Below are 26,323 nucleotides of genomic sequence, written 5' to 3'. Positions count from 1 at the left end.
CTGCGGCAGGGGAGCCGAGTGAGGCATATGCGTGCTGCCCATTCCCATGTGGAAAATTGATTTAACAGTGGCGTAGAGTGATCGCGCAACTAGCTAACGTGCACCACCCGCTTGCCGGGCACCGTCACCCGACCTGCGCCGTTGCACGACTCCTCGTGCTCGCAAGTCGCCTACGCCGGAGGTGGGTTGGCGCCTACACGGTCCTGCCTTGCGCGATGTCTGGCGGACCGTGATCTATCCGTGGGGAGCGCAATGGATGGTCGGGAACCCGAGCAAGAGCCGCAGACCCTGGCCGAGAAGATGGAATATTTGATCGACAACGCCTTCGCGCCGGGTGAAGCGCCCTGGGGTGACAGAGCCTCCGACCGTGCTGTCGCGGCGGCCATCAACGGCTTTCACCGGCGCACGGTTGTCTCGCACGCCACCATGGGCAAGATGCGGTCCGGTGCCATCGATGGGAGCACCTCGGGGCCGTACGTTCCCGGACAGCCCATCATCAACGCCGTCGCGGAGTTCTTCGACGTTGACCCGCTGTTCTTCAAGCCGCAGCACGAGGTCGTGAAACGAGTCTTCGAGTCGCTCAACTTCCTGCGCGCAGTGCACCGCGGCGATGTGCAGGGTCTCGCCGGCCGTGGAGTCACCAGCGGCCTGTCGGCTGACCTTCTCGCCTATCTCAACGACGTGGCAGCCGAACTGTCCGACGACACACCGCCGTCGTAGCGCGTGAAGCGCCCTGCTGTTGACCTGCGTCCCGAGAAGCGTTCCTGAGCGGGCAAAGACCCCGCGCTCTCCCACCCGAGGTGCCTAATGTCTTCCCTGCGCCGGCTGCGCAAACAGCTTGTAGAAGACCTCGACGGCTTCCCCATCCCTCAGCCCTTCAGCATCCCCGCTCTGATCCGAGCGATGGAAGGGCAGCTCGACCGCCGGATCCTATTACGGCCCATGCCGCCAGAGCTCACCGCGCCCGGATCGGCATGCGGGCTCCGCGTGAAGATGGCCAACGGGGCAAGCCTGGTTCTGTTTCCCCTGCGCAGCACCCAGTACCACCAAGAGCACGTCATTCTGCACGAACTCGTCCACGAGTGGTTCGACCACGGCGGCACCATCAGCCCCGTGGAGTTCCAGCGGATGACCCCACACGTGGGTACCAACCTGATCAGACGCTTCACCCGCGATATCCCCATCGCAGCGCGCACCACGTACGAGTCCGAACAGGAACTCGCCACGGAGGTTTGCGCCAACATCATCCGCGATCTTGCCGCGCGCCAGAACCGAGCCACCGACGACCTGGTCGGCCGCTTAGAAGCCAGTCTGTCCCACCCGTTCGCCCGCCGAAAAAGAAGGAAGAACCAATGAGTATCGCCCCGTATGTCGTCGCACTCCTGTTCTGGTTATCCGCCTTCTGGCGTCTGTCCTCAGCGCTCTGGGGCGACCACCGCCGCCGTGCCCTATGGGGTATGGTCATCGCCTTCGCGGCGGTCTGGACGCTGAAGACGCCGCTGGTCGACTACGGCATGGACCACAGCGGTATCAACGACCTGTCGAGCATCGTCAAGCACGTCATCGCGATCGGCGGGATCTACTCGCTACTCAGCTACGTCCTCGCCATGTACGGCAGCCAGGACGAGGCTTCGGGTGAGCGGTACGTACGCGTCTCCCGCATTGCGTCAAAGGTCGCACTGAAGGCGGCCCTCGTCACTATCGCCTGCCTTATCTTGCTGTTCGCATTCACCATCGACCGTGGTAAACCGACCGAACACTTTGTCACCGGTCACGCCGGCGAGATCGGCATGACGGTCTACATGTCGCTTGTGTACCTCTACATGAGCGGCGCCGCAGCAGTCGCCGCTTACCAGTGGGGCAGTGCCGTCCGCCGAACCACGAACCGGCTCATGCGTGTTGCGCTCGGCATGATGTGCACCTCCATGGGCCTGGCCGTCCTCTACGCCCTGATCCGCACCGCGTACGTCTTCTACGTCACGGTAGCCACCCCTACCGATCAGATCGCAGACCTTCAGGAGAGCATCACCGAGCCCCTGCAAACCGCGCTGTTCCCGCTGCTGCTGCTCGGCCTCACCGTTCCTGCGTCGCGTGCGCTCGTCGACCATGTTCGCGCCCTCACTGCGCTCGCCCGCCTGCACCCGTTGTGGCGTGACCTGGCCGTCGCTTTCCCCGGCCCGATCATGCTCAAGCCGACTCGGTCCAAGCTCGGAGCCACCGCCGACCGCCTCCACGACATATTCCGTTTGGACCAGTCCGCCAATGATCGCCTGGCTCGGTACGTCACCGAGATCCGAGACGCCATCGCTGAACTCCAGTACTACGCCCCAGCCGATCTCCTCGACCAAGCCCAGCAGTACGCCCGCGATCACGCCGCACGGGAAGCCACCGACACGGACATAGCTGCCGTCGCTGAGGCCTACTGGATCCGTACCGCACTCGCACTCAAAGCCCGAAGCACCTCGCCCGCTCCTACACAAGCCGACTTCTCCTCCGCCTCCGGCGGCAACTTCGACAGCGAAGTGCCCTGGCTTCAGCAGGTCTCCACGCACTACCGCACCGCTGGCGGCGCTGCTGCGGAACTGTCGTCGGCCCCGCAGCCGGCCGCCTCATGACCACCGCGACAGCCGACCTCGACGTTCACGTCATCCTCCGCCAGGGCTCGGAGATCCTCCTTGCCTTGCGGGCTGGCGATATCTACGGCAGCGGCCAGTGGGCCGCGCCCTGCGGCAAGGTCCACCCCGGCGAGACGCTGGCCGAAGCTGCCGTACGCGAGGCCACCGAAGAACTCGGCATCACTATCGATGCCGGCGACCTCGCCGTCGCTCAAACGGTCCATATGCGGCATGGTGCTACCGACCACCTCGGCGTGTTCTTCGAGGCGCGCACCTGGCAAGGGGCCCTACGAAACCGCGAGCCTGACAAATGCGCGGCCGTACGCTGGTTCCCCCTTACCGGCCTGCCGCACCCCGTCATGGACTACTCGGCCGCAGGTATCCATGGCTACCTCACCGCTCCCGGCGCTCTGAGCAGTTATAACGACGCGAGGGAGGCCAGGACAATAAGGCCGGCCGCTGGCACACCTGCCGGACATGACGCTCACGATTAGCGCCGCTTCCCTCGAACCACCCGCCCAGCACTCAGTTTCATCGCCGACGGCGACCGACATCGAACCGAGGCGGTCCTCGATCTCGCCGCGGCTGCGGGTGTGGCCTCGTATCGGCCAATTCGATGCATACCTGTACGCCCGTCGCTACGGCCTTCGTACTGGTCAAGTGCATCTGTGACGGAACACAGGATCAGACGAAGGCCACTCTCACGTCCGGCGCACAACCCGAACGTCCAGCAAGCTCGAGGCCGCGTTCGACCGCAGACGTTAAACGCCAAGCTAAGTATCAGCCGCGCATCGTCAGTATGACCTCACGCGTGTTGCTCTGGGAGAGTGCGTTGAGGCTGCCGAGCATCACGGTGCGTTCGTCGATCACTGCGATCTTCTGGTGCATGACGTGAATGGAGACAACAGTCTGATCGATGGCGCGCAGATAGTCGCGCTGCTGCCGTCGACCATGCTCACTTTCGTCGTTCAGGTAGGGGGCGGGTCAGGAGGTAACCGGAGATCGGGCCCAGATCCTCGTTCGCTAGAAAACGGGCGTCTGACCAGTCGCGTTGCTGGATGGGTGCGAGCAAGGACTCGATCGTGCACGACCATGCTTGGCACAGCGCTCGCAGGAAGAGTCCGTACAGGTCTCCCGACCAACGCCACCACTGCTTCTGCCAGGTGAGCGTGCGGTCATTGCGGGCCGATTCGTAAGCAGGGTCGCACGCCGTGACGCTTGGGAAGACATCGGCCAAGGGTGGGGCGAGTATCGAGTTGAAGATGGCGAGCCAGTTGTCGGGCAGCCTGACTGTTTTCCCGGACGCGAAGATGTAAGCCACTGGGGGTCGGCTCCGCAGGGCCAGAGGTGTACCGGCGGCCAAAAAAATCTCGGTCTTGCTTGCGGCCCAGTCGGCTATATCGTCTGGTCTCAGTACACCCTCTGATATGAGAGCGAAGGCGATGTCGCCGGGGAGTTCGTTGAACGCCTTCGTGAAGGTGTTGGCCAACTCAAGTTGCACGGGGTCGCCGAACTCTCCGTTCTCACGCAGTCGCTGTTCCTGTCGTCGCATCCAGAGCCGGACCTGGTCTTGGTCCGCGACGAGTTGCGCCTTGTCCCGGGAGGCGCGACTGGGCCGGCCGGCGAGATATCCGGAGAAGGACGTCGACGTGTCGGCGAGCAGGCCGTTCACTGTGACAGTGCCCCTGAAGGTGCGCCGTGTCGTGTGACGCAGGCTGTTCCAGAGTGTGGCGAGCCCGATGCGTTGTCCTTTGTCGTCCAGTAATTCGGTGGCTTGGCTGGTGAAGTCATCTCGTACCTGAAGGCGCTGCTTTTCCTCCCCGGTGCGCCGGCTGACGGCTGAGGGGGGGTAGAGGCGGTCGAAGACTTCCTCTGGTGATCCCGCAGCCAGCGAGAACGGGGTGAGGATATCGGGGTCGGTGGAACCGGGCTCCCAGGTGTGGATGGGAACTGAGTTCTCCAGGGCCAACCGGCGGACGAGCTGGGTGAGTAGGTCATCCTCGGTTTTATAGAGCAAGCCAAGTACGTCGTTGGGACTTCTCTTGAGTGTGACACGGACGGTTGTCCCCTCCGGGACCCAGTCGTGCAAGGGCAGTGGTGTCAGGAGGGGGCGATGGGAGGGGCCCTCGAAGGAGAGGCGTCGGGCGTCCTGCGTGGAGGAGTCATAGCGGCGGGTGATCAGCTCGATGCGGTCACCTAGCAGGAAGACGGAGAAGAAGCCGATGCCGAACCGGCCGCTGGGCTGGAAACCGCCGTCGGCCAGTCCGGGGAGCTTATTGCGGATGTCGGGGGAGCTCCAACCGCTCCTGCCGAAGTCGAGGAGACCGTGAATGAGAGTCTCCTCATCCATGCCCACGCCGTTATCGCGCATTTCGAAGCACCAGGCGCCGTCAGCTTCGGTGAGTTTGACCTCGATGCGTCCGTCAGCGAAGCCGGGTTGCAAGGCGCGCCGGGCCTGGACCGCGTCCTGGGCGTTCTGCAACAGTTCCCGGACGCCAACCTCGGGTTCGTCCCCGTACAGCTGTTCGCCGCCCAGCCCTTTGACCAGTGCGGGAATGTCCGAGACCTTGATCGTCGCGTCGATGGGACGCCAGCCCTGTACGCGGAAGAGTTCGGCGAAGCGCTCGGGGGAGTCCACTCCGGCGACCGCACGAGCCGCCAATCGGTCCCGGCCGAGGTCGTGCAGGAGGGAGTCGACCGACCTCAATTCCCGGTCCACACCGCGGAGATATTCGAGAGCCAGCCACCAAGAGGCGGCATCTCGCGGGGTGAAAGGGCGCAACGAGGTGTACCGGACGCGGTCGCCCTCGCGACGCGGGCGACTGACGTGCTCCTGGAAGCGCCAGTGCTCGCGTGCCGTGCCCTGTGGATCACGCAGGGAAAACAACAGAGTTGGAGCCCGGCGGCTGTCGATCTGGGTCGCGTCGGCCAGCCGGAGGACGCAGGCCAGCTTGAGCGGCTCGATGGTCCATTCACTTGGCTGCCAGGGCAGCGACCCAATCGTGTGGCGGAACTCGCCTGGCAACCGGCTTACAGGCCACCAGTGGCTGGCGGCGAGGTCGCCGATCAGGGGGCCGTACACCTCGCGAAGGGGGACCTCTCCGATGAGGTGGATCTCGTTGCCGGTGCTGGTAGGCCAGGGCTGGTCCACCAGCCGCCGTGCCTGCTCCGCATGCGTTTGACGGATCGCGGCCGCCCGGCATGCCTCGGCTATTTCCGCAGGCGGCGCGTTCAACTCGTCCGGCTCGGGCCAGCAGCCCCTCCGGTCGTAGTAGGCCACCGACACCAGATCATGCCAGCGCTTGCCGCCCAGAGTCTCTTGCACGCTCGTCCCGTACGCTGCGGCCCCCATCGCCGTGTCGTGCAGGACGAAGGCGCAGGCCAGCACGTACGCCTCGGCGGGGTTGAGCATCACCTCGCCCCCGCACACGAGATCGGCCGTTTCCCACAGGGCATCGACATGACTGATGTCGTGCACTGTGAAGTCGGGCATGCTGTGCTCGTTCTCCTTGAGGAGAACCGCGGCCTTACGGCGCAGCTCGACATACGACGTACGGAGCTGCTCGCGCTGTTCGGCGTGGATGTCCCCGTCAGGACGTGCGGAGAGAGTTTCGCGCCACAGGGACGTGCTGGTGTAGCTGTGCTCGGGCACCGTGAACAGTCACCTCATAGCCGGCAGAAGGAGAAGTGCGGCGAGCACCCACATGGCGATCACCGAGACGATGATGAAGAGCAGCACATAGGTCTCGTACCAGCGCAGGAAGTTGCCCGGACGCGGACGCTTACGGAATCCGGGACCGACCACCTCGTCGGTGATATCGCACTCCTCATTGCGGAAATCGAGCCAGGCCAGGGCTCCCACCAGGATGAGCGTGCTGGTGAAGGCGGCAACCACCGTAGCTAGGATCAGCAACCCGATGACCCCGCCTCGTGCGGTGGAGGCCGGCACGTCCCAGTTCCGGTAGCCGACGAAGAGGGCCAGTGCCGCACTGACAAGTGCCGTGGCCAGCGTCTGATAGAGCGCCAAGAAGCGGTGCGCATTCTCGTTGACCGCGTTGATCTGTTGAAGGATGTACCGGTACCTCTCCAGCGCGAACTCGCGACGGACCTCGTCGGCTTCCGGCCCCGCTTCCCCCGATGTCATTCCGCCCCCGCCTGTATGACCCCTCGTCAGAATAGATAACTTGCGTCTGCTTGGCATCCTGTGTGGCACAGCTGACAAGGACCATGGTGGAGAACCACGAGATCCACGCCGCGAACGCCAAGATGCTCGGCCACGGGCCGGTGGTCGCCGGAGCTGCTCCCCTTGCGGCCTGGAACCGCGGCTTGGGGCCGGCTGTTCTCTGGGCGAGCCGAGCGGCCGCACTGATAGCCGCTACCGCGCTCTGTCTCAATGCCCGCACCGCGGCTGGCCGCCGTCTGTCGAAATTCCCTCCAGCTGCCTTGGCACCGAAGTTTCGGTCGCAGCCAAGCGAACGGTACGACAACAGAGCCCCTACAGGATCCCGACGAACTCGCGGGCGAAAGCATTCCTATGAGTGCGGGAACCAGTTGCCGAGGATCGCCTGGATTAGTCCATCCCCTGCGGGCACGTGGAACAGACCTTCGCGACTACCTCGGCAAGCCAACCGATGCCATCCCCGCACGCGCGGGGAGTATGTGAAACTGACGCCCTGCCTGGGGCCATCCCCGCTCTAGCGAGGAATTCGTGCATTCTCGAAATATTTTCGGGTTACGGAAAAATTAAGCTCCTGCCTGGCGGACGCTTCCGTGTGCGATGGGCAGGGGAGCAGGTGTGTCCGGTGCTTTTCATACGTCAGACGATTGCATGTTGCTGACGCCTTGCCTGTTGGGTTTTCTAAATGGTTAGCAGATTGATCGTCTCGTCGGAAAGTGCGAAAAATTTTGACCGAAGCGACAACTGTAGAGACAGGTCGCGGATGCTGCGTACGGCTCACCACTGTATGGGCGGAGGTGGCACTTGATCCGTATACCCACGCTCGCATTCCGACGGGGCCATGCCCGCATTCGCGGAGAGTAGCCTGCGAGGGCAACCAGTCACCGCATGAGCCGGGGGCCTCCCCGCGTGTGTGGGGAGCAGTACGCCATCGAGCAGGGCCTGCCGGTCGTGGCGGGTCCATCCCCGCGTGCGTGGGCAGCAGCGCATCCTCAGCTACACCCTCCACCGGATCGCGGGTCCATCCCCGCGTGCGTGGGGAGCAGGCCGTGGAGGGACTTGGTGACGTCCGGTTCCAGGGTCCATCTCCGCGTGCGTGGGGAGCAGTCCCGCAGCTGCGACGCCGCTTCCTTCAGGTCGGGTCCATCCCCCCGTGCGTGGGGAGCAGGTCATGTCGACGGCCCAGCAGGGCGTCTCCGGGGGTCCATCCCCGCCTGCGTGGGGAGCAGAGCTGCACCGCGACGGTGTCGCCGGAGGCGCGGGGTCCATCCCTGCGTGCATGGGGAGCAGCTCCGTGACCTGCGCGTTTACCGTAATCCAGCTCGGTTTCTGAGTACTTTCACTGACTCTGGCAATTTGCTTGAATTGGGCATTGGTTGCATTTAGTTTCTGCCGAATCGGCGGCGCTTTGATGCTTTGCTCCAGCCGGGTGGGGGTTCGCTGTTCTGGGGTGGGGTGTTGTTGTTCGGGCGTCGGATGAGGGTGAGGCCTTCGTGGTCGGTGGGGTGCCAGGCGTGGTCGTGGGTGCGGAAGGTGAAGCCCTGTTCGTTGTTGGTGGTGTGGGCGAGTAGGGCGCGGCCTTGGCCGGCGTATTGCTGGACTTCGTCCCACAGGGCGTCGCGGATTCTGGCTGACGGGTTGCCGATGAAGACGCCTGCGGAGATTTCCAGGAGCCAGCGGGTCAGGAATCCGCGGAGGCCGGGCGGGCAGTTGGTGAGGACGATGACGGTCACCAGATGACTGCTTCGTCGGCGTCACCGTAGTTCCGTCCGGCGGCGACTTCGTGGCCGCCGTCAGTCTGGAGCGTGACGCGGTCTTCGTCGCTGTGCCTGTTGCTGCTCGTGTCGTTCGGCAGGAGGAGGTGTTTGATGTCGTTGACGCAGCGGTTCAGCAGCCCGGTGTCGTTGATGCGGTCCCGTAGGGCGCGGCGGGTGCGGGGGCCGACGTCCTCGTCTGCTTCGGCCGCGATGTCGAAGGCGAGGGGGATGCCGATCTCGGTTTTGTAGAGGTCGGCGATGTCCAGGACGAAGGAGAGCTCGTGGCCGGAGTGGACGAAGCCGAGTCCGGGGCTGCATCCCAGGGAGGTGACGACGGCGTGGGCGATGCCGTACATGCACTGGGCGGCGGCGGTGATGGCCTGGTTGACGGGGTCGCCGCTGGTGAAGTCGCCGGGGGTGTACTTCCTGCCTGACCAGCGGACGCCGGTGCGGGCGGCTTGGACGCGGTAGCAGTCTTTGACGCGGTCGCCTTCGCGGCCGAGCAGCTGTTGGCGGGTCAGGCCGTCCGGATCTTCGTCGGGGAAGCGCAGCCGGTACATGGCGCGGGCGACGGCGAGGCGGCTGCTCATGTTGGCCCACCTGGTGGCCTGGGCTTCGAGGAGGGCGGCGGAGCGGCTCAGTGCCCTGCCGCCGGCGTAGTAGCGGACGCCGTGTTCACCGACCCAGACGACGCCTGCGCCGGTTTCGCCGAGGACGCTCATTGCCTGGTGGGTGATGCGGGTGCCGGGGCCGAGGAGGAGGGTGCCGATGGTGGCGGAGGGGATGTGGGTGGTGCCGTCGGCGTCTTCGGCGGTGATGGCGTTGGCGTCCCGGTGGATGGTGCAGCGTTCCAGGTAGATGAAGGAGAGACGTTCTGCGGTGCGGGTGAGGTGGCGTGGGGTGAGTGCGGTGCGTTTGCCGACGGTTGTCACGGGCTCACTCGGTGGTCGTGGGCAGCGGGGCGAGGGTCATCAGGCCGCAGCCGTATGCCTTGGCTTTGCCGAGACCCTGGGTGAGGGTGTGGCGCAGGGCCTCGGGGTCGGTGACTTCGAGGCGGCCGTCGAAGGTGGCGGTCACCACCGTCACGCGGTGCCGTTTCGGGCCGGCTTCGTCGGATTTGGAGAATGCCAGGGAGCGTGGCTCACGGACGGTCAGCTCGTGCCGGTCACCGTGGTGACGGTGGCCTTTATGTGTTGTGCCGCTGGGCAGGAGCCGGTTCTCGTCGCTCTTCTCCACGATCCGGAAGCCTGAGCGTTCTTGGCGGTCGAGGAGCCATGCCTTCTGGTGGACGGGGGTGCGGTGGGCGGTGCGCTTGGTCGGTTCGCCGTCTTTGCGGCGGATGTAGTGGACCGGGTTGGCGGTGAGCCGGAACGCCCAGGTGCCGCCCTTGGTGAGGCGTTCGAGGAACGGGGCGTAGGGGCGGGTCTGCCAGCCGGGTGTGTCAGGGTCGAGGGCGGCGGTGGGCCAGCCGGCCTGTTCGACGAGGTGGGTCAGGTCGGGCCGCTCGGGGCTGACGATGTACAGGAAGACTTCGGCGCGCGCGTTGTGGTCGAGGCGCCACAGCACTCTCGGCCCGTCGGTTGTGGTCGGCAGCAGGCCGGGAAAGGACGACATGGCCGCGGCGTGCAGCGACTGGGGTGAGGAGAGCAGCCGGCGGGCGCCTGGGCGTCCGGTGTTCACGCGGAAACGGGTCAGATACATCAGGCGGTCTCCTCCTCCAGTCCATCGAGCGGGTCATGGTGCGGCACGGTGTGCCCGGGCGGGCGTGCGGGGCGTGCCAGTGGGTTGGGGACGTTCACGGTCGTGCTGAGCACGGTGCGCAGGGCGTGCCGGCGGTGTTCGGCGGCGAAGCTGAGCGGCTGGTCACGCAGTACGTCTTCCTGCCCGTCGCGTTCGGCGCTGGTGGCCTCCCGCAGGATCACCAGCGTCACCGTGGGCCGGTCGCGGTGGCGTTTTTGGTGCCAGGCGGACGCCTGCCAGGGCTCGTTGCGCAGCGCCTGGTCGAGACTGATGCCGGGGTGGACGCCGAGTTCGACCGGGAGGGAGGGCGGGCAGGAGCGCCGGCCGAGGTAGGGCGGGTAGACCGGTGCGCGCAGCGCGGTGTGGAGTGTGGTGAGGAGTGTGTGGTCGCCTTCGAGGGCGGCGACGAAGACGGCGTCGGCGAGGTAGAAGCGTTCAGAGAGCGGCATGGACTTGCCGGTGACCGCGTGGTGGGCGGTCTGGAAATCCCGTATGCGCGTGCCCGGCTGGTCAATGCGCACGCCGAAGCGCAGGGCGCTCAACGGTGCCAGCCCGGCGTCGTCACCGCGTTGGAGGCCCTGGGCAGCAGCCAGCATGCCGATCACCCCGCTCTTGGTCGGGGCCGACTCGGTGGTACGCCGAATGAAGCGGGCAGAGGCCCCCCACGCTTGCAGAGGGCCGGCCAGCCGCAGGCTGAGCACGCTCATGCGGACTGTTCCATGCGGTCGGCGACCGCCTCGCCGACCGCCTCGACGAGCGCAGTAAGACTGCCGGCTTCCGTGCCGATCCCTGCGAGCTTCTTGGTGTTCGGGCCGACGCGCAGCACCCAGGTCAGGGTCGACTCCCCGTCGCCGTAAGCCCGCTCGATATCGGAGATGTAGTTGGCCAGGCGCGCGGCTGCCTCCCACAGATGTCCGCTTCCCTGTTCGGCGGATACGGGCTCTTCGAAGGCCGCGACGAAACTGATGGGGCGAGTGGTGCGGAGCTTGATGACGACCGCGTCGGGGAGGGTGTGGTTGCCGAAGGTGTTGATCTTCCCAGTGGGCAGAGAGGCGACGAAGCCGTGCAGAAATGCCTCGACCGCTCGGCGCACCGGAGCAATGCGGGGTTCGTCCGCCCGCAGCCCTTCGCCGAGGTTGGCGACGAGCTGGTGGACGCCGAGCGCGGCGTAGCGGTAAAGGGTGGCGGAGTTGAAGTCGACGGCACCGATCATTCCGGCTCCGGGCTCCGCGTCGGTGTTGCGGTCGTCTACGGCCGTGTAGTAGTCGGATTCGTTGTCCACCCGGTGCACGCTGATCGCGTGGGCGACCTGGACGGCGGCATCGACATTGATGTCGGCGGAGTCGGCGACCATGCGGCCGAACAGAGCGATGTCGACGGAGTGACGGGTGTCGGCGATCTGCTTGGCGCGGGCCTTGTTGTCCTTGTCCTTGAGGAATTCCTTGATGTCGGCGGCACCTTCGACGGCGAACGCGGCGAGACCGTCGAGCTGCCGGGCACTGAGGAACATCAGGTACTTGGACTGAGGCGGGGGCTCCTCCGCGCCGTTCTTCTCCTCGTTCGCCTTCCGCCTGGGCACTTCAATCTTGGATCCCGTGGCCCCCTGGATCACCTCGGCTGCGAGCAGGAGAGCCTCGGCATCCCCCAGTGAGGGCTCCAGCGCGGTGATGCGGGCGGCGAGGACTTCGGCGACCTTCTTCGTCCGGACGCCCAGCTCGCTCGGGTCCAGGAGCTGCTCGTCGCCGAAGTATGAGCGGGTGGCACGCTTCCACGCCTGACTGGAGACACGGGCCCGGGGTACTCCGCCGTACAGGGCGGACTTCGGCGCGCCCGTGTCGTCGCGGTTCAGGTTACTGGGCGGGACGGTCTGCAGAGCATGTACATCGAGGAAGATGCGGTTCACGAGGCGTCCTTGTCGGAGGTGTCGGCGGAGAGGGGCGAAGTGCTGGACGCGCTGTCTTCGGGGTCGTGCTTGTCGTCGGGGGCGCGGTAGGCGTGGAACGAGCGGCCCCAGGCGCGGCGTACGGCGTCCTGGCCGCCCGGTTGCTGCCAGCGGTAGAGCTGCTCGGCGAGCAGCGCGTAGTCGAGAGCGATGTCGTTGCCGCGCAGCAGCAGGACGAGGTCGCGCAGCCGCTGGGCGAGGGAGGGCAGATCTGGCGCGGTGCCGGCGCGGACCAGGCGTTTGCGGACCGGCTCGGCGATCTCATCCTTTGGCATCAGACCTCGCACAGCAGCGCCCAGGCCCCTCGGCTTCTCGCGGCGGTGGCGCAGGTGCATCGCCGTTGGGCGTGACTGCTGGTGCAGGGCCCACAGGGTGAGGGCGACATGGACGGCGTCCTCCGCGCGGGTCAGCTCGTCCTCGCTCGGGGGGCGCCCGCAGTCGTGCAGTTTCCTGTGGAGCGGGCCCGTGTCGGCCAGGCCCCACAGGTCCGGTACCTGCTCGTACTTCTTGCCCGCTCCGCGGCGCAGCCTGGCCAGCGCTGCCACCGCATGGGCCTGGTCCGTGAGATAGCCCCGTTGAAACGGGGCGATGATCTCGCCGGTGCTCTCGCCGGTGATCTGTGCGAACCATCGCTGAATGGTCGGCACAGTGGCGGTAACGGTGGTCATGCGTGCTCCTTCGCAGCACAGGAGTCAGAGCCGAGCGCGGGGCCGGAACCGGTTTCCCGGCCGGAGTACGGATAGCTGAGGGCTTTGTTGAGGCGGCTGCGGAACCATTGGTCGGCGAGCGCGGAGTTCAGCCACAGGGAGCCCTTCTTCGCCTCGATGGTCCGGCCTTCCCACGCGGCCGCGCCCGCCTGGGCCAGCTGCTGCTCGCCCAGCCGTGTGATCAGGCGGTGCGCGTCCCGCTGCCAGACCTTGCGCTGCTCGTACGGGTCGTCGGCCTGGGCGAGGTCGTGGAGCCAGGTGCGGTACGGGCCGTCCAGCGCGGCGAAACCGAGATCGCGAGCGGTACCCCGGAGCGCCTCCGATTCGATACCTGAGGCGCGGGCCAGGTCGGTGGCAAGGTCACCGAGGGCGGTGACGGCTCCTTCCGCGTCGGAGACCGCATCGATGGCCTGCTGCGCGTACGCACGGTCTTGCTGGTGGAGGAGCCTGACCGCCAGGGCGAGACGGTCGTCAGCGATCTCGTCGATCACGGACTGCTGGGTGCCGTAGAGAGGGCCGATGACACGAGCCCGGATGAGAAAGCCGCGCGGCAGCTCTCCCTCGGTCACCAGCCGGGCCACCCATTCGAGGACACCCGGCCGCAACCCCTGGGCAGCCTCGGAACCCTGAGTGCTCTCCGTGCGGTTGACGATCAAAGCAGCAAGCCCTCGCCATGCGGCACGTGCGGGATCGTGCTCGCGCGGCAGGTAGACCAGTGACTCACCGCGTTTCTTCTCCTGCGCGGGACTGCGCCGCCATGCGGTCATCGGCTCGTGGGTGTGCATGTTGTGTGCGGTGAGCGGGTCACCGTAACCGAGGACGACGCCGTACGCTCCGTCCGCGTCGAAGTGGAGCCGCAACCGCCGCGTCTGCCAGGTGTACAAGTCCCGTACGCCCGAGGGATGCCGCGCTCCGTGGACGCCGGGACCTGATGGTTCCCGGCGCCAGGCGGGGCGGTCATCGGGGTCGAACCGCAGGCCGGTGGTGTCCGCGGCGATCAGGTTCAGCAGCAGGGTTTCCCGCAGGGTGCTGCCTTCGGCGAAGACCCCTCCGAGGGTGCCGGTCCAGCCGACCCCCAGCGGATACACCTTGCCGTTCTTGGCGCGGTCGTCGCCGTCGACGCCGGTCTTGATGCCGGAGGTGTCGTAGGCGTGTGTGTGGACGATCCAGCGGGCGGCCTCGGCGAAGCCGAGACGGTCGACGGCCGGCTGGCGGGAGCTGAAGAAGGGCTCGCCGTTCGGGACGTCGGCGACGATCCGGTTGAGGGAGAAGACTTCGTCCCGTGCCGTGCGCAGGTCCGCGACCTGGAAGAACGGTGTCACCGGGTGCAGCAGGTCAAATCGGTCGCGGTGCTGCGCAAGGTATGCGGGAACGGGTGCGAAGCAGTTGTCATCGGCCCACAGGTCCGACCAGTGCTCGATGTCCCGCGGCCCGTCGAGAGCGTCATGGGCGAGGGCGAGGAGGAGGCGCAGGAGGGCGAACTCCTGCGTGGGAAGGTCCCCGACGATCCGGCGCAGTCCGTCAGCCTGGGTGAAAACCTCGTGCAGGGAGAGCTCAGTCTGGGTGCCGTCCAGTTGCTGGACCGGTATCCACGGCCGGGTGGTCAGATCGAACGACACCCGGGACGGCGCCTCGGACACCAACTCGTCTTCCGCCATGCGCGCGGTGCTCGCCGTGCTTGCTTCAGTCACTGCTCACCTCAAGGCCGTCCCGCTGGCTGTAGTGGAGGGAGAAGCCTGCCAGGCGGGTCTGACAATCGGCGTCGAGCGCGAGAATCAGCTGGCCGGCGAGCCAGGGGCTGTCCTTCGCCTGCCAGGCAGGCACGTAGAGCTTTTCGAGTTCTGTGATCGCCCGGTCCATCACGTCGCCGTACGAGAACTGGATGGGCAGACGTAGCCCGCACCCGGCGGCCGCCCGGGCCGCCTTCGGCGACGGGACCCGGTCCAGGGGCAGTTCCAGCCCGCCCCTGCCCTTGTCCAGCCACGGCACCGTGGCCAACGACCCGTCCAAGCGGCGCTGTACGACGACGACTTCCAGGCTTTCCTTGCTGTCCCGCACCTGGGCCCTGCCCGCACGGGTGTCGTCCGCGTCGCCCGCTCCGGCCGCGATCCAGCCGATGAGCGGCCGCCCTGGCTTTTGGACGTCGCCGAGGCGGAACACCTGGGCGCGCTCCGCCTGATCCGTGCGGTGCCGCTTCTGCTGCTCAAGTGCCTTTGTCATCGCCTCGGCCCAGCCCTCGGGGCCGGTCGGCGCGTCGCCGTACGCTTCCTGCACCAGCGCGCTGATGTCGCGGGGCAGTTGCACCGGTCGGCGCGCACCCTCAAGGTGGGGCAGCAGCACGGCCGCCGAGCGCAGCAGCGCGTACGCCCCGTACACGGCGACCGAGCCCCGCACCGGCGTCGGCACCTCGCTACCCCAGTCCACGCCGGTCACCAGGCAGTTCGCCGTGCGCAATCCTTCGGGCCGGTGTCCCTGCCCTGGGCCCCGTTGGTGGCGGTGGAGACGTCCCATGCGCTGGAGCAGCAGGTCGACCGGGCACAGGTCGGTGACGAGCAGGTCGAAGTCGACATCGAGGGACTGTTCGGCCACCTGGCTGGCGACCACGATGTGCTTGACCGGGCGACGGTCTCCTGTCTTCCCGGGCGGGCCGAAGCGGACCAGCAGGTCGGCGTCGTTGGCCGCCCGGTCGATGTCGAGGAAGCACGAGTGCGCGACGGTCACGTGCTCGTCACCGAACCGCTCGCGCAGCACCCGGGCGGTGTCCAGGACTCGCCGGACGGTGTTACGGACCACCAGGACACAGCCGCCGCGGTCGAGTTCGGCGGCGAGCCGGTCGGCCAGGACATCCAGATCCTCGTCGAGAGGCTCGACGTGAACGGCACCGCCCCGCGCGGACGCGGCGGGGCGCTCCATCACGGGGTGCCGTCCGGCCGCAACGGCGGTCAGCAGGGGATAGGCGTCGGTCTGCGCCACTGCCTCGAACTCCGCGGCACCGGCGCCCGAACCGGCCACGGTGACCGCTCCCGCGTAGGCCTCGGCGAGCTGACGGCGCCGGGCCGCGGGCAGCGTCGCGGACAGCACCACCACCGGAACCCGGTAGGCACCCAGCCACGACAGCACCCGGTCCAGATAGACGCTCATGTACGTGTCGTACGCGTGCGCCTCGTCGATCACGACGACCTTGCCCGCGACCGCGAGATGGCGCAGCGCCAGGTGCCGGCTCTTCAGCCCGGCGAACAGCAGTTGATCGACGGTCCCGGCGACGAACGACGACAGCATTGCCTTCTTGCGGCCCCGCAGCCACTCGTGCGCGACCAACTCCGCGGGAGCGGACCGCTTTTCGTGCCGTGGCCGCCACTCGGGTGTCTCGGCGTCCGTGTCCACGGCGGTGATCTGCTGCCGGCTTTCGCGCATCAGACCGGCGTAGTCGTCGTTGAGGGCAGCCTTGGAGTGCGCCAGCAGAACGGACAGCCGGGCGCCTTCCTCGGCGGGCAGCCGCTCCAGCCAGTCCAGCAGACGGGGAAACATCGCGTTGCCGGTGGCCATGGTCGGCAACGCGAGAAGCACACCGCCCGCGCCGGAGCGGGCCGCGAAGATCTCGGCAACGGCCAGCGCGGCCTCCGTCTTCCCCTCACCCATCGGCGCCTCGATCACCATCAGACCCGGCGCGGGCATCGAGCGGGCCAACCGGACCGCCGCCTCCTGCACGGGCCGGACCTTCGCCCCCGGCGGCAGATCGAAACGGGACGCGAAAACCTCCTCTACGTCCCCGGCCGGCTCGACGGGCCGCCAGGGCGGCGGCAGGCTCAGCCCCCGCCAGGCAGCGGCCATCCGCTCCTGGCCCGTACGGTGGATCTCCTGCGGAAAATACGGAAACAGCTCGGGATTGCTGGCAATCCAGTCGGCCATGATCACCAGAGCCGTCAGCAGCACCTGAACCGGCTGCGGCAACTTCACCGCCCGCCACGCACCCAGGCGCCGGCGTACGCCGTATTCGTCGGCGCACGCGTCGAGCAACTCGTCCTGCACCCGCTGCCACACCGGGCGGCTGGGGCCGGGGGTACGCAGCAGATGCGGGCGGTCGTCCAGTTCCTTGATCTGCCCATGCTCCGGAGGCACCCCGTGATGGCCGCCCGGCACGATGCCGAACTGCCCGGACTGCTTCCGCGTCCAGCCATGACGCTCTTCGAGCCACTCACCAAGCAGCACCTGCCCCGCCAGACCGTGCGGGGCCAGTTTGCGGTCGGCGCCGAACTGCCGCCGGGTGGGCATCTCCAGGCCCTCCCGACGCATCCGGTCGGCGAGCTGATCGACCTGACAGGCGAAAGCGGGAGTGGCCTTGCCGATGTCGTGCACGACCGCCAGCCACACCGCGAGAAGCCGGGCGTCCTCCTCCCCGCCGGGCAACGCCTCGGCCACCAGAGCCCGCACGTTCGAGGACACCCAGCGATCCCACAACAGCCCGGCCACGGAGCCGCTGTCCTCCATATGGCACCACAGAGGCAACCAGCCCTCGGTGTCCCGATCGTGCTTGGCCCACACGCTCCGCACCGGGCCCGACAACCGCCCGCTCAGCCCCGACCGGAGCTCCCCTCCACCCGTCATCCCTGATGCATACAGCCAAATCGCAGGCCACAACCGGCATACGAGGAAAATCCATTGACCGAGGAAGCCATTCCTGCGCAATCAGCGTGCCCGCACACGACAAGCCGTATCATCCGCCGATGGCTCTTCCACCGGGCAGAGCCCGCTGCACACTACGACCCGAACGAGCCTCTGTTATGACCTGTTTGCCGGAATCGATGAAACTGCTCGGAAACCGAGCGGAGCGACAGTAAAGTCCCAGGTCACGCAGTCTGCTCCCCACGCACGCGGGGATGGACCCGAGTCGCAGGCGGGGAAGTCGGCGAGACGTACCTGCTCCCCACGCACGCGGGGATGGACCCCCCGCCCTCCCGACCACTGTTTGACCTTCATGCTGCTCCCCACGCACGCGGGGATGGACCCGATCCGTCCCACGGTCGGCTTCTGGTCGGCCACTGCTCCCCACGCACGCGGGGATGGACCCTTGCGACGCGCGGCAGCCCGGTCGACAGAGTGCTGCTCCCCACGCACGCGGGGATGGACCCAGGACGGCATCCGCCGCCTGGAGACCTACATCCTGCTCCCCACGCACGCGGGGATGGACCCAAGATCCCGTCGGCGATCTGGTCGCTGGAGATCTGCTCCCCACGCACGCGGGGATGGACCCTCGACGAGGTGGTCGGCGAGAGCGCGGGCTTCCTGCTCCCCACGCACGCGGGGATGGACCCTGTTCGTGTAGCTCGGATTCGTAGTTGCCAATCTGCTCCCCACGCACGCGGGGATGGACCCTGCTGCGCCAGAGCGAGCACGCCCTGCGGGGTCTGCTCCCCGCGCACGCGGGGATGGACCCGCGTCACCTGAGGTGAGCCGCACGGTCGGGATCTGCTCCCCGCGCACGCGGGGATGGACCCATGCGGGTGACCTGGCAGTCTCCCGGGTTGAACTGCTCCCCGCGCACGCGGGGATGGACCCCATCCGGAGCAGGCCCGCACCCACGACCGGACCTGCTCCCCGCGCACGCGGGGATGGACCCAACCCGCCCGTAGAGGGCTACAACGAGGGCGGCTGCTCCCCGCGCACGCGGGGATGGACCCCGCGACCAGTCCAGGCAGGCGGCGCGCAGCTCCTGCTCCCCGCGCACGCGGGGATGGACCCCACGCCGGGCCGATGGCGCGCAACGCGTACGACTGCTCCCCGCGCACGCGGGGATGGACCCGCCCCCTCGGCGTCAGCCGGCGCCGCGCCCTGCTGCTCCCCGCGCACGCGGGGATGGACCCAAGGAAGACGGCCCCGAGCTGATCCAAGCCCCCTGCTCCCCGCGCACGCGGGGATGGACCCACGGGGCTCCTGGCCCTCGCCCAGCCCGTCACCTGCTCCCCGCGCACGTGGGGATGGACCCCCGTACCAGCTGGTGAACAGCCGGTCGTTGTACTGCTCCCCGCGCACGCGGGGATGGACCCGTGCCGCCCAGGTCGGCCATGTTCCGGCCGAGCTGCTCCCCGCGCATGGGGATGGACCCAGTGCGGGGTGGCTGGACTGGCTGGCCAACTGCTCCCCGCGCATACGGGGATGGACCCCACGAGGACTCCGGCACGTACGACGACGAGGGCTGCTCCCCGGACACGCGGGGATGGACCCGCGGCGGCCGGCCAAGTCGCGCAATATAGCTCAGCATTGCCGGTTAGGGAAACCGGCGATGCTGCGGATGCTGTGCAGTACGGGACCGTTTGTGGTCCGCAAACTGCAGAGACTTCGAACAAGGATGTATGCGTGCACGATGAAAGGCCCGAGGAGTTCCGGCTAAGGGGAGATCAGACATGGCAGGTGGCGGCGGCGTGTGCCACGGCCGCTGAGGTGGCGGCAGATCCTGACCTGTTTTTTCCGGCTGGAAAGGACGGCGAGCGGATAGGTATAGCAAAGCGGATCTGCTCAACCTGTCCCGTGCAAGGCGCCTGTCTTGAGAGCGCCCTGGAGTCCGGCGATGCCCATGGCATCCGTGGTGGTACGACAGAGGAGGAGCGTGGCGCTGGTGGAGCCCGATTTCAGTTGCGTTGCAATCCTGCACGCGTCGAAGCGGCGCTGTCGGGAAGAGATGTATTTCTCAACAGAGTTGAGCGGAAGGAACTCGTTCGCATCGCGATTCTAACCGCGGCGCCGCTTCACCGTGTTTCCGCCGCCCTGAAGGTGTCCGAGCCGCACGTCAAGAAGCTGTTGCGACGCGAACGACGCAACAGAGTTGATGGCTCGCCAGGTTTGGGTACCTCATCGCGGGATGAGCGTATGAAGGACTCGACTTGAAAGAACATGGCTCAACGCATGGCGGCCGCGAAACGGAGGTCGAATGCCAGTATCTGAGGGTTGATGAGGCAGCCTCGTACCTCGGTATGAGTCGGCGCTGGATGTACCGGGAGTCCCAACGTCATGGGTTGCCCCGCTACTACTTCGGCGGAAAGCTCAGGTTCCGGGTCGGAGATCTGGACAGTTGGGCACGGCAGCAGAAGATGTCATGAGCGGGGCCGGGAGGATCCTCCCGGCCCCGCTGTCGTTACAGGCCCTGATTGAGAACCTTTGCGGCGCGGCCGATCGACGCCGGCATAAGATGACGGTAGATCCGGAACGTCATGTTGATGTTCTTATGGCCCATCCAGTCGGCGACGTCCGTAATGGGTATGCCATTGGCCAGGCAGTTGGACGCAAAGAAATGGCGCAGGGAGTAGGCAGTCAGGCGGTGCGTGATGCCTGCCCGCTTCTTGGCTGCACTCCACTGATAGCCCAGGGTCGTGTGTGCCCAGTGTGCGGACCGCTGGGTACGGAGCAGGTAGCCGTCGTCGTCGGTGCCCTTCTCGTTCATGAAGCGCAGGAGTGACTTGCGCACGGTCCTTGGCATCGGAGTCTCGCGGAACTCTCCGGCCTTGCGATGTTTGAGGCGTGCTTGTTGACGCGTCTTCCCTTCGATCTGTTCCGTGACGCGGTACACGTCGTCCGAGACCATCCGGTCGGTGTTGGCGGCGAAGGCTTCACCGTTTCGAAGGCCGCAGCCGGACATGAGGTCGATGATGACGCGGAGCTCATCACTTGCCACTGCCTTGATGGAGTGGACCTCGTCCAGAGTCGGGATGGTGATCTTTCGCGGGACGTACTCCGGCGGGACCACGCCCTCGAAGGGGTTCTGAGGCAAGCCGCCCCGCCGGTGTGCGTCGAGGACGATCTTCTTCAGGGTGTCGAAGGCGTTCTGCTGAGCGGCCAGTCCGACGGAACGTTCCTCCATAGACATGATGAAGTCTTCAACTACTGTTGAAGTGAACGTGTTCACCCGGCGAGACTCCAGGACCGGAAGTACCTGACCGTGGAGCACTTGCTTGACCGACCGGATGCTGCCGGGTGCGTAGTGGCGCTGCCGGGCGAGCCAGGAGGAGGCGTAGGCCCCGAGGCGCTGTTGCCCAATCTCGCGCTTCAGGTCGGCCGTCGCGCGCGGGGTGCTGCGCTTCTCCTCGTACACCTTCGTCAGCCGGTCGAGTGCCGACTGCTGTGTGCTGTACCCCGTTTCCTCGCGCTGGCGGCCGGTGGCGTCGCGGTAGCGAATGACGTAGGGGTGCCGGCAGCGGTTCTGTCGCACGCAGGTGCAGCTCTTGAGGAAGCTGCCCATGCCGCGTGGGAGTTGGGTCGGCAACTGCACGTCTCCTGACTCATGCTGGGACTTTGCTGACCAGTGGCCCCACAGCATGGCCGTGACCTGCGGCCGCGCCAAACTACGGGACGTTGATGAGCATCTTCATCCGTACCTCCTGGAGGGCCTGGCAGGCGGGCGTCCTGCCTGCGTTCGTGCTGTTCGAAGGGTATGCGCGGGCGGTGGACCTTGGCGGGCCGTCAGTTCTCCGGGGCAGCTGTATGGGGGTCGGTGGGAGTGCCGTCATCGGCAGTATCGACCTTGAGGCGGCGAAGGTCACGCGCCCTGCTCGACGCTTCGGCAGGGCGGACCGCTGTTCGGTGCCTCGAACTCTCGCCAGGTCGTCCCGACCGATGGGCGGGCCGGGCCGGGGTGTGTCCGCTCCTCGAAGCCGGTGTGTCGGCGGAACCACCTGAACAACGCCGGAACACATCTCGCTTCAACAATAAACACAAAGGAAACATGCGACTCGTCCGGCAAGGGTAGGTTGCCCGAAACGCTGTCGTGTTCCGCTGTTCACGCCGCGTTCTTTTTCGGTATAGAGCAATTTATGCCTGAAATTCCTTTTGTCCTGCCGCCCTGAATCCTTAGACCAGAAGGAGCTGTCCGTGCTGGACCGCCCGCGCGAAACGAAGACACGTCGCACGGACGCCGCCGATCCGGCCAAAGGCCGCCCGCAGAGGCCGCAGCCCTCGCTGGCCTCCTTGCAGGGCGCAGCGGGCAACCGAGCTGTCGCGGCGGCGATCCAGCGTGCGTCGAGCGGTGCTCGCCCGGGTTCCGCGGGCGCGGATCAGCGGGAGGCGGGCTCCTCCGCGGTGGACGCCTTGGTGATCGGCAGGGGCCGGTCGAACTCCGCCCCCGCCGACCTGAACCCGGTCGCCGAACCGTCGCAGTCCTCCCGGGAGGGTCAGGAGACGCCCGAGGAGAGCCGTCGGACGGCGGCGTACCGACAGGTGGCGGCAGACGCGGCGGCTGAAGGCGGTCGTCGGCCGGGGGTGTTGGAGGAGCGTCGGCGTCGCGTTGGTGCGGTGGCGTCGGATGCTGCTGCGGAGGGGCGTCGTCGGGAGGAAGAGGCGGGGGAGCGCCGTCGGGTTGCGGCGGTTGCGGTGGATGCGGCGGCGGAGGGTGCTCGTCGGCCGGGGGTGTTGGAGGAGCGTCGGCGTCGGGTCGGTGCGGTGGCGTCGGATGCTGCTGCGGAGGGGCGTCGTCGGGAGGAAGAGGCGGGGGAGCGCCGTCGGGTTGCGGCGGTTGCGGTGGATGCGGCGGCGGAGGGTGCTCGTCGGCCGGGGGTGTTGGAGGAGCGTCGGCGTCGGGTCGGTGCGGTGGCGTCGGATGCTGCTGCGGAGGGGCGTCGTCGGCAGGAAGCCGCGGAGGCCGCACGGGAAGAGCCCGAGCAACGACAATTCATGGCGGTGCCGGTACTGCCTGAGCGCCATCGGGTAAATGTGGCGGCCTACGTACGGCCTGAGCGTCAGGAAGTCCAAGAAGTCACTGACGTGGAAGAGCGGACCGAGCGTGAAGACCCGGCCGTGGAGGAGCGTCGCCGGCAGGAGGAAGAGGCGGCCGCTGCCGAGCAGCGCCGCCGGGAGGAAGAGGAAGCGGCCGCCGCTGAGGAACAGCACCGCCGCGAGGAGGAGGAAGCGGCCGCGGCCGAGGAGCGGCGTCGGCAGGAAGCGGCGGCTGCGGAAGCTGTGGCTGCGCAGGGCGAGGATCAGCCGGACCGGAGTGAGCCTGAGACGGTACAGCCGGAGACCAAGCAGCATCGAAGAGGGCTTCGGCGCCTGGCCCGTGCCGGGGGGAAGCTCAAGAAGGTCGCCGGGAAGATAGGGCAGCTCTTCTCCACCTCCAAGACCGACAAGGCGAAGAAGGTCCTCGACCAGCCCGACACGGTGGCCAACCGCTTCAACGCGCCCACGGAGGGCGGCGTCCGGACGCACGGCCAGTCCACGGGGGACACGAGTCAGGTGCAGGCCACCGCGATCGTCACCCAGGTCGACACCGCGATCAACGCGGTGACCGACGTCCTGGGCGTGGTCAACGACGCGCGTGCTCTGAACGCCGCGCGCAAGGGCCGCAAGGGCGTGGGACCGGAGTCCCACAAGCCCAGGAAGGACATGCGCGGCAAGCCGCTCGGCCTGGCGCAGAACGTCGGCATGGTCGGCGGCGACGCCACCGGCATGGCCAACGCCGCCGTGCGGAACGCTGGCCAGCTGGGCGGGGTGGCCGCTCTCGGCGAGGCGACCGGCGCTTTCAGCATGTTCTACTCCACGGTGATCGCGGCCCGTGACTCCACGGTCATCTGGAAGACCTACAACAAGAACCGCGCACTCAAGGGCCTGGCGGAGGGACCCTCCGGCGAGACGCCGGTAAACGAGGGTCGGCTCCAGGACGTGCACGACCGGCTGGGCGAGGTGCAGCAGCAGACGGCCAGGGCGGCCTCGCGGGAGCAGGAGGGCGACGGGTCGGACGTCGTCGCGGCGGAAGTGGGCACGGCCGCCACACAGCTGGGGGCGGGCGTCCTCGAACTCAACCAGCAACTGCATGCCGAACTGGCCCAGATAATCCAGTACGCGCGGCACAAGCAGCACACCAAGATGGGCAAGCGCATCGCCAGCCTCGGGGGCAACACCGTGCGTACCGCAGGCGGTGGCCTCGCGATCGCCGCCGCAGCCGGAGCGATCGCCGGCCCGGCCGCACCCGCCGTGGCCGGCACGGCGGCGGCCCTCCTGGTCAGCGGCGCCCTCTACAAGGGAGCCAGGGCGGGCAGCAACCGGTATGTCGCCGCGCGGCACCCCGACCGGTGGGCCAGGCCCACGCCGGCTCAGGCCGAGGCCGCGACGGACGGGCCCGAGGCCGCCGCGTCGGTGTCCACGCCCGAACCGGCCACCCGCGGCGACGCGTTGAAGGAGTTCTTCAAGGTGACGAAATCCGTCCAGCAGGGCGAGCGTCACTACATGGCGCAGAAGCTCTACGCTCTCGCGGCCGGCCCCGACGTGCCCGCGAGCAGCAACACACCCGACGACGTCCGTGAATCGGCACGCGCGCTGCTCGGGGTCCTCAAGGCAGGCCCGACCCAGCACAAGCAGTCACCGGAGGAGTGGGCGGCGTCGCTCAACGACCCCGCACAGCAGACCGCCTGGGAGAAGGAGATCACCAACCAGCTCTCCTCGGCCTGATCTGCACCCGCGGAGAGGGCGACAGGACGCCGCACGAGATCCTGCCGATCCTCGACCGACAAGGGCACACAGCCTCCCGCTCGCCGACTTGCCCATCGGGAAAGTCGGAGATAGCTTTCCTGGTGGGAAAGTCGAGTGGTGACGGGTGAGTGAGGCATGGGCATGGCGATGGATGCCGAACAGGCGTGGCGGGATCTGCAGCGCATCCGGGTGCCGCAGGAGCGGGTGTACGACGAGGTCGAGCGGTCCGCCGCGGGCAGTCCGGGAGACCTCTGGGCCACGGCCGCGCTCATGTGGCTCTTCCTGGCCGTGCTCGGCCTGGACCTGCCCGGCTGGGCCGTGGGGCTGGTCATGGCCGCGTACGCCGCGCTGCTGGGCGGGGTGGCGGTGCTCCACGACCGACGCAGCCGGGTGCGCCTGCATCACACCCGGTGCACGCCGCGGATGTTCGCCACCTTCGTCGCGGGGGCGGTGGTGACCGGCGGCACGGTCCTGCTGTCCGGCCGGCTCGTCGACTCGCTGGAGCCGATGCCCGGCAGTCTGATCCAGGCCACGGTCTCGGCGGCGGTGTTCGTGCTGTTCGTCGGGCGGACGAGCCGCTGGTCGGCCGGGTCTGCGCGGGGCCGCGGCACGCATGCCGAAGGCACGGGCACGGGCGGCGCGGGAGTGGAGCGATGAGCATTCCCGTCGGGTTCGACGAGTTGATCCATCCCGCCACCCGGCTGTCGGTGGTCGCGCTGCTCGCCGCCACCGAATGGGCGGACTTCGCGTTCGTCCGCGACAGCCTCTCGCTCAGCGACTCCGCGCTCTCCAAGCAGCTGCACACCCTGGAGGAGGCCGGATACCTGGAGCTCCACAAGGAAGGGGGCGGCCGCAAGCGGCGTACCAGAGTGCGGTTGACGGACCACGGCCGTGCCGCCTTCGAGGGGCACGTCGCGGCCCTCCGCGCGATCGTCGAGGGCGCCGGTCCCGCAGCGGCGGGCGGAACAGCGCCACCACCGCCACGGCAGCGGCACGACTCGGGGGCGGGGCGATGACACCGAAGCGCCGACCTGCCCGGCCTGTCGGGCACGCCCAGCCCGTCGTCCGCGCGCGGGACCTGACGATGACGTACGGCGCCGTCGATGTCCTGCACGGCATCGATCTGGACATCCACCGCGGCGAGATCTTCGCGCTCCTCGGCCCCAACGGCGCCGGGAAGACCACGACGGTCGAGATCCTGGAGGGCTTCCGGCGGCGCTCCGCCGGCGAGGTGAGCGTCCTGGGCGCGGACCCGGAGCGCGGCGACGACGCGTGGCGCGGCCGGATCGGACTCGTCCTGCAGTCCTGGCGCGACCACCGCCGCTGGCGGGTCGCCGAACTGCTCACGCACTTCGCCACCTACTATCCCGACCCGCGCGACCCGGCCGAGCTGCTCGCCCTGGTCGGTCTCACCGAGCACGCGGGCCGCCCGGTGGAGCGGCTGTCCGGGGGCCAGCGCCGACGGCTGGACGTCGCGCTCGGCATCGTCGGCCGCCCCGAACTCCTCTTCCTGGACGAGCCGACCACCGGCTTCGACCCCGAGGCGCGGCACGAGTTCCACGTACTGGTCGAACGCCTGGCCCGGGAGGATGGCGTCACCGTGCTGCTCACCACGCACGACCTGATGGAGGCCGAACGGCTCGCCGACCGGATCGCCATGCTCGTCGGCGGCCGGATCCGGGCCTGCGGAACGCCCGCGGAACTGGCCCGGCAGGCCGCCGCCCGGGCCGAGGTCCGCTGGACGGCCGATGACGGGACGCCCCGCCGCGAGCGCACCGCGGACCCCTCGCGGCTGGTCTGGGAACTCCACCGGCACGCCGACGGCCCGATCGCCGGCCTGGAGGTCCGCCGCCCGACGCTGGAAGACACCTACCTCCACATGCTGCACCGGGAACCCGACGGCACCGACGTCACGGCACAGGCCGCGTGAAAGGGAC

Annotated in this window: 23 protein-coding genes and 1 CRISPR repeat array; of the genes, 10 read left to right on the top strand and 13 right to left on the bottom strand. The window is 67.8% G+C overall.

Annotated features, from left to right (window positions below; all coding sequences use genetic code 11):
* The first annotated feature begins 252 nt into the window (after positions 1-252).
* The 4 genes from J8N05_RS45460 to J8N05_RS45445 all read left to right on the top strand — a co-directional run bounded on the left by J8N05_RS45460 (position 253) and on the right by J8N05_RS45445 (position 3,109).
* A complete protein-coding gene (locus J8N05_RS45460) occupies positions 253-720 on the top strand; it encodes a hypothetical protein (RefSeq protein WP_210893766.1) in 468 nt (155 codons plus the stop codon).
* 87 nt (positions 721-807) lie between these two features.
* Positions 808-1,356, top strand: a complete 549-nt coding sequence (locus J8N05_RS45455; RefSeq protein ID WP_210893764.1) for a toxin — start codon at positions 808-810, stop codon at positions 1,354-1,356.
* Positions 1,353-2,615 carry an MAB_1171c family putative transporter gene (locus tag J8N05_RS45450; RefSeq protein WP_210893762.1) on the top strand — a complete coding sequence of 421 codons (1,263 nt, stop codon included), beginning with the start codon at positions 1,353-1,355 and terminating at the stop codon, positions 2,613-2,615. The genes J8N05_RS45455 and J8N05_RS45450 overlap by 4 nt, the downstream gene beginning before the upstream one ends.
* Positions 2,612-3,109, top strand: a complete 498-nt coding sequence (locus J8N05_RS45445; protein ID WP_210893760.1) for an NUDIX domain-containing protein — start codon at positions 2,612-2,614, stop codon at positions 3,107-3,109. The genes J8N05_RS45450 and J8N05_RS45445 overlap by 4 nt, the downstream gene beginning before the upstream one ends.
* Positions 3,110-3,395: 286 nt before the next feature.
* Here J8N05_RS45445 and J8N05_RS48265 read toward each other — a convergent pair whose 3' ends face one another.
* The 11 genes from J8N05_RS48265 to cas3 all read right to left on the bottom strand — a co-directional run bounded on the left by J8N05_RS48265 (position 3,396) and on the right by cas3 (position 17,543).
* The gene (locus J8N05_RS48265) at positions 3,396-3,587 is read right to left on the bottom strand and encodes a phospholipase D-like domain-containing protein (RefSeq protein WP_407700020.1); all 192 of its coding nucleotides are present in this window, start codon (positions 3,585-3,587) and stop codon (positions 3,396-3,398) included.
* A complete protein-coding gene (locus tag J8N05_RS45440; RefSeq protein ID WP_210893758.1) occupies positions 3,571-6,267 on the bottom strand; it encodes an HD domain-containing protein in 2,697 nt (898 codons plus the stop codon). Before J8N05_RS45440 ends, J8N05_RS48265 begins: the two co-directional genes overlap by 17 nt.
* Before the next feature lie 9 nt (positions 6,268-6,276).
* Complete coding sequence (locus tag J8N05_RS45435; RefSeq protein WP_210893756.1) at positions 6,277-6,759, bottom strand: hypothetical protein; 483 nt, start codon at positions 6,757-6,759, stop codon at positions 6,277-6,279.
* 1,415 nt (positions 6,760-8,174) lie between these two features.
* A complete protein-coding gene (gene cas2e / locus J8N05_RS45430) occupies positions 8,175-8,525 on the bottom strand; it encodes a type I-E CRISPR-associated endoribonuclease Cas2e (protein WP_210893754.1) in 351 nt (116 codons plus the stop codon).
* Positions 8,522-9,481 carry a type I-E CRISPR-associated endonuclease Cas1e gene (gene cas1e / locus J8N05_RS45425; protein WP_210893753.1) on the bottom strand — a complete coding sequence of 320 codons (960 nt, stop codon included), beginning with the start codon at positions 9,479-9,481 and terminating at the stop codon, positions 8,522-8,524. Before cas1e ends, cas2e begins: the two co-directional genes overlap by 4 nt.
* A gap of 4 nt (positions 9,482-9,485) precedes the next feature.
* Complete coding sequence (gene cas6e / locus J8N05_RS45420; protein WP_210893751.1) at positions 9,486-10,250, bottom strand: type I-E CRISPR-associated protein Cas6/Cse3/CasE; 765 nt, start codon at positions 10,248-10,250, stop codon at positions 9,486-9,488.
* A complete protein-coding gene (gene cas5e / locus J8N05_RS45415) occupies positions 10,250-10,996 on the bottom strand; it encodes a type I-E CRISPR-associated protein Cas5/CasD (RefSeq protein ID WP_210893749.1) in 747 nt (248 codons plus the stop codon). Before cas5e ends, cas6e begins: the two co-directional genes overlap by 1 nt.
* A complete protein-coding gene (gene cas7e, locus J8N05_RS45410) occupies positions 10,993-12,192 on the bottom strand; it encodes a type I-E CRISPR-associated protein Cas7/Cse4/CasC (protein ID WP_210893747.1) in 1,200 nt (399 codons plus the stop codon). Before cas7e ends, cas5e begins: the two co-directional genes overlap by 4 nt.
* Positions 12,189-12,899, bottom strand: a complete 711-nt coding sequence (gene casB / locus J8N05_RS45405; protein ID WP_210893745.1) for a type I-E CRISPR-associated protein Cse2/CasB — start codon at positions 12,897-12,899, stop codon at positions 12,189-12,191. Before casB ends, cas7e begins: the two co-directional genes overlap by 4 nt.
* Complete coding sequence (gene casA / locus J8N05_RS45400; RefSeq protein ID WP_210894392.1) at positions 12,896-14,596, bottom strand: type I-E CRISPR-associated protein Cse1/CasA; 1,701 nt, start codon at positions 14,594-14,596, stop codon at positions 12,896-12,898. Before casA ends, casB begins: the two co-directional genes overlap by 4 nt.
* 25 nt (positions 14,597-14,621) lie before the next feature.
* Positions 14,622-17,543, bottom strand: coding sequence for a CRISPR-associated helicase Cas3' (gene cas3 / locus J8N05_RS45395; RefSeq protein WP_210893743.1), 2,922 nt, complete (start codon positions 17,541-17,543; stop codon positions 14,622-14,624).
* A 251-nt stretch (positions 17,544-17,794) separates the two neighbouring features.
* A CRISPR array of direct repeats spans positions 17,795-18,982; the repeat unit is 29 nt; unit sequence CTGCTCCCCGCGCACGCGGGGATGGACCC.
* A 310-nt stretch (positions 18,983-19,292) separates the two neighbouring features.
* Between cas3 and J8N05_RS45390 the strand changes: the two genes are divergently transcribed.
* Positions 19,293-19,820, top strand: coding sequence for a WhiB family transcriptional regulator (locus J8N05_RS45390; RefSeq protein ID WP_247706965.1), 528 nt, complete (start codon positions 19,293-19,295; stop codon positions 19,818-19,820).
* Positions 19,817-20,032, top strand: coding sequence for a helix-turn-helix domain-containing protein (locus tag J8N05_RS48260; RefSeq protein WP_210893741.1), 216 nt, complete (start codon positions 19,817-19,819; stop codon positions 20,030-20,032). The genes J8N05_RS45390 and J8N05_RS48260 overlap by 4 nt, the downstream gene beginning before the upstream one ends.
* Positions 20,033-20,067: 35 nt before the next feature.
* Here J8N05_RS48260 and J8N05_RS45380 read toward each other — a convergent pair whose 3' ends face one another.
* Complete coding sequence (locus tag J8N05_RS45380; protein ID WP_247706964.1) at positions 20,068-21,198, bottom strand: tyrosine-type recombinase/integrase; 1,131 nt, start codon at positions 21,196-21,198, stop codon at positions 20,068-20,070.
* 578 nt (positions 21,199-21,776) lie between these two features.
* Positions 21,777-22,952 (bottom strand): hypothetical protein, encoded by a 1,176-nt coding sequence (locus tag J8N05_RS45375; protein WP_210893739.1) that lies wholly within the window; start codon positions 22,950-22,952, stop codon positions 21,777-21,779.
* Between J8N05_RS45375 and J8N05_RS45370 the strand changes: the two genes are divergently transcribed.
* From J8N05_RS45370 to J8N05_RS45355, 4 genes are all read left to right on the top strand, one after another.
* On the top strand, positions 22,881-24,365 hold the full coding sequence (locus tag J8N05_RS45370) for a hypothetical protein (RefSeq protein ID WP_210893737.1): 1,485 nt from the start codon (positions 22,881-22,883) through the stop codon (positions 24,363-24,365). The genes J8N05_RS45375 and J8N05_RS45370 overlap by 72 nt on opposite strands.
* A 162-nt stretch (positions 24,366-24,527) precedes the next feature.
* Entirely contained in the window at positions 24,528-25,043 is a 516-nt protein-coding gene (locus J8N05_RS45365; protein ID WP_383949233.1) for a hypothetical protein, read from the top strand.
* Entirely contained in the window at positions 25,040-25,402 is a 363-nt protein-coding gene (locus J8N05_RS45360; protein WP_210893735.1) for a transcriptional regulator, read from the top strand. The genes J8N05_RS45365 and J8N05_RS45360 overlap by 4 nt, the downstream gene beginning before the upstream one ends.
* Positions 25,399-26,316 (top strand): ABC transporter ATP-binding protein, encoded by a 918-nt coding sequence (locus tag J8N05_RS45355; protein WP_247706963.1) that lies wholly within the window; start codon positions 25,399-25,401, stop codon positions 26,314-26,316. Before J8N05_RS45360 ends, J8N05_RS45355 begins: the two co-directional genes overlap by 4 nt.
* Positions 26,317-26,323 lie beyond the last annotated feature (7 nt).

Origin of the sequence: Streptomyces liliiviolaceus (assembly GCF_018070025.1) — a bacterium.
In the GTDB taxonomy this organism is placed as follows: domain Bacteria; phylum Actinomycetota; class Actinomycetes; order Streptomycetales; family Streptomycetaceae; genus Streptomyces; species Streptomyces liliiviolaceus.
Note: the sequence above shows the minus strand (reverse complement) of the source record. Positions and strands in the feature narration are given on the sequence as shown.

Excerpts from the sequence above, each read along its gene's own strand:
- J8N05_RS45460 (WP_210893766.1), top strand. The coding sequence starts at position 253 with ATGGATGGTCGGGAACCCGAGCAAGAGCCGCAGACCCTGGCCGAGAAG.
- J8N05_RS45455 (WP_210893764.1), top strand. The coding sequence starts at position 808 with ATGTCTTCCCTGCGCCGGCTGCGCAAACAGCTTGTAGAAGACCTCGAC.
- J8N05_RS45450 (WP_210893762.1), top strand. The coding sequence starts at position 1,353 with ATGAGTATCGCCCCGTATGTCGTCGCACTCCTGTTCTGGTTATCCGCC.
- J8N05_RS45445 (WP_210893760.1), top strand. The coding sequence starts at position 2,612 with ATGACCACCGCGACAGCCGACCTCGACGTTCACGTCATCCTCCGCCAG.
- J8N05_RS45435 (WP_210893756.1), bottom strand. The coding sequence starts at position 6,759 with ATGACATCGGGGGAAGCGGGGCCGGAAGCCGACGAGGTCCGTCGCGAG.
- cas6e (WP_210893751.1), bottom strand. The coding sequence starts at position 10,250 with ATGTATCTGACCCGTTTCCGCGTGAACACCGGACGCCCAGGCGCCCGC.
- cas5e (WP_210893749.1), bottom strand. The coding sequence starts at position 10,996 with ATGAGCGTGCTCAGCCTGCGGCTGGCCGGCCCTCTGCAAGCGTGGGGG.
- casB (WP_210893745.1), bottom strand. The coding sequence starts at position 12,899 with ATGACCACCGTTACCGCCACTGTGCCGACCATTCAGCGATGGTTCGCA.
- casA (WP_210894392.1), bottom strand. The coding sequence starts at position 14,596 with ATGGCGGAAGACGAGTTGGTGTCCGAGGCGCCGTCCCGGGTGTCGTTC.
- cas3 (WP_210893743.1), bottom strand. The coding sequence starts at position 17,543 with ATGACGGGTGGAGGGGAGCTCCGGTCGGGGCTGAGCGGGCGGTTGTCG.
- J8N05_RS45375 (WP_210893739.1), bottom strand. The coding sequence starts at position 22,952 with ATGCTGCTTGGTCTCCGGCTGTACCGTCTCAGGCTCACTCCGGTCCGG.
- J8N05_RS45365 (WP_383949233.1), top strand. The coding sequence starts at position 24,528 with ATGGCGATGGATGCCGAACAGGCGTGGCGGGATCTGCAGCGCATCCGG.
- J8N05_RS45360 (WP_210893735.1), top strand. The coding sequence starts at position 25,040 with ATGAGCATTCCCGTCGGGTTCGACGAGTTGATCCATCCCGCCACCCGG.
- J8N05_RS45355 (WP_247706963.1), top strand. The coding sequence starts at position 25,399 with ATGACACCGAAGCGCCGACCTGCCCGGCCTGTCGGGCACGCCCAGCCC.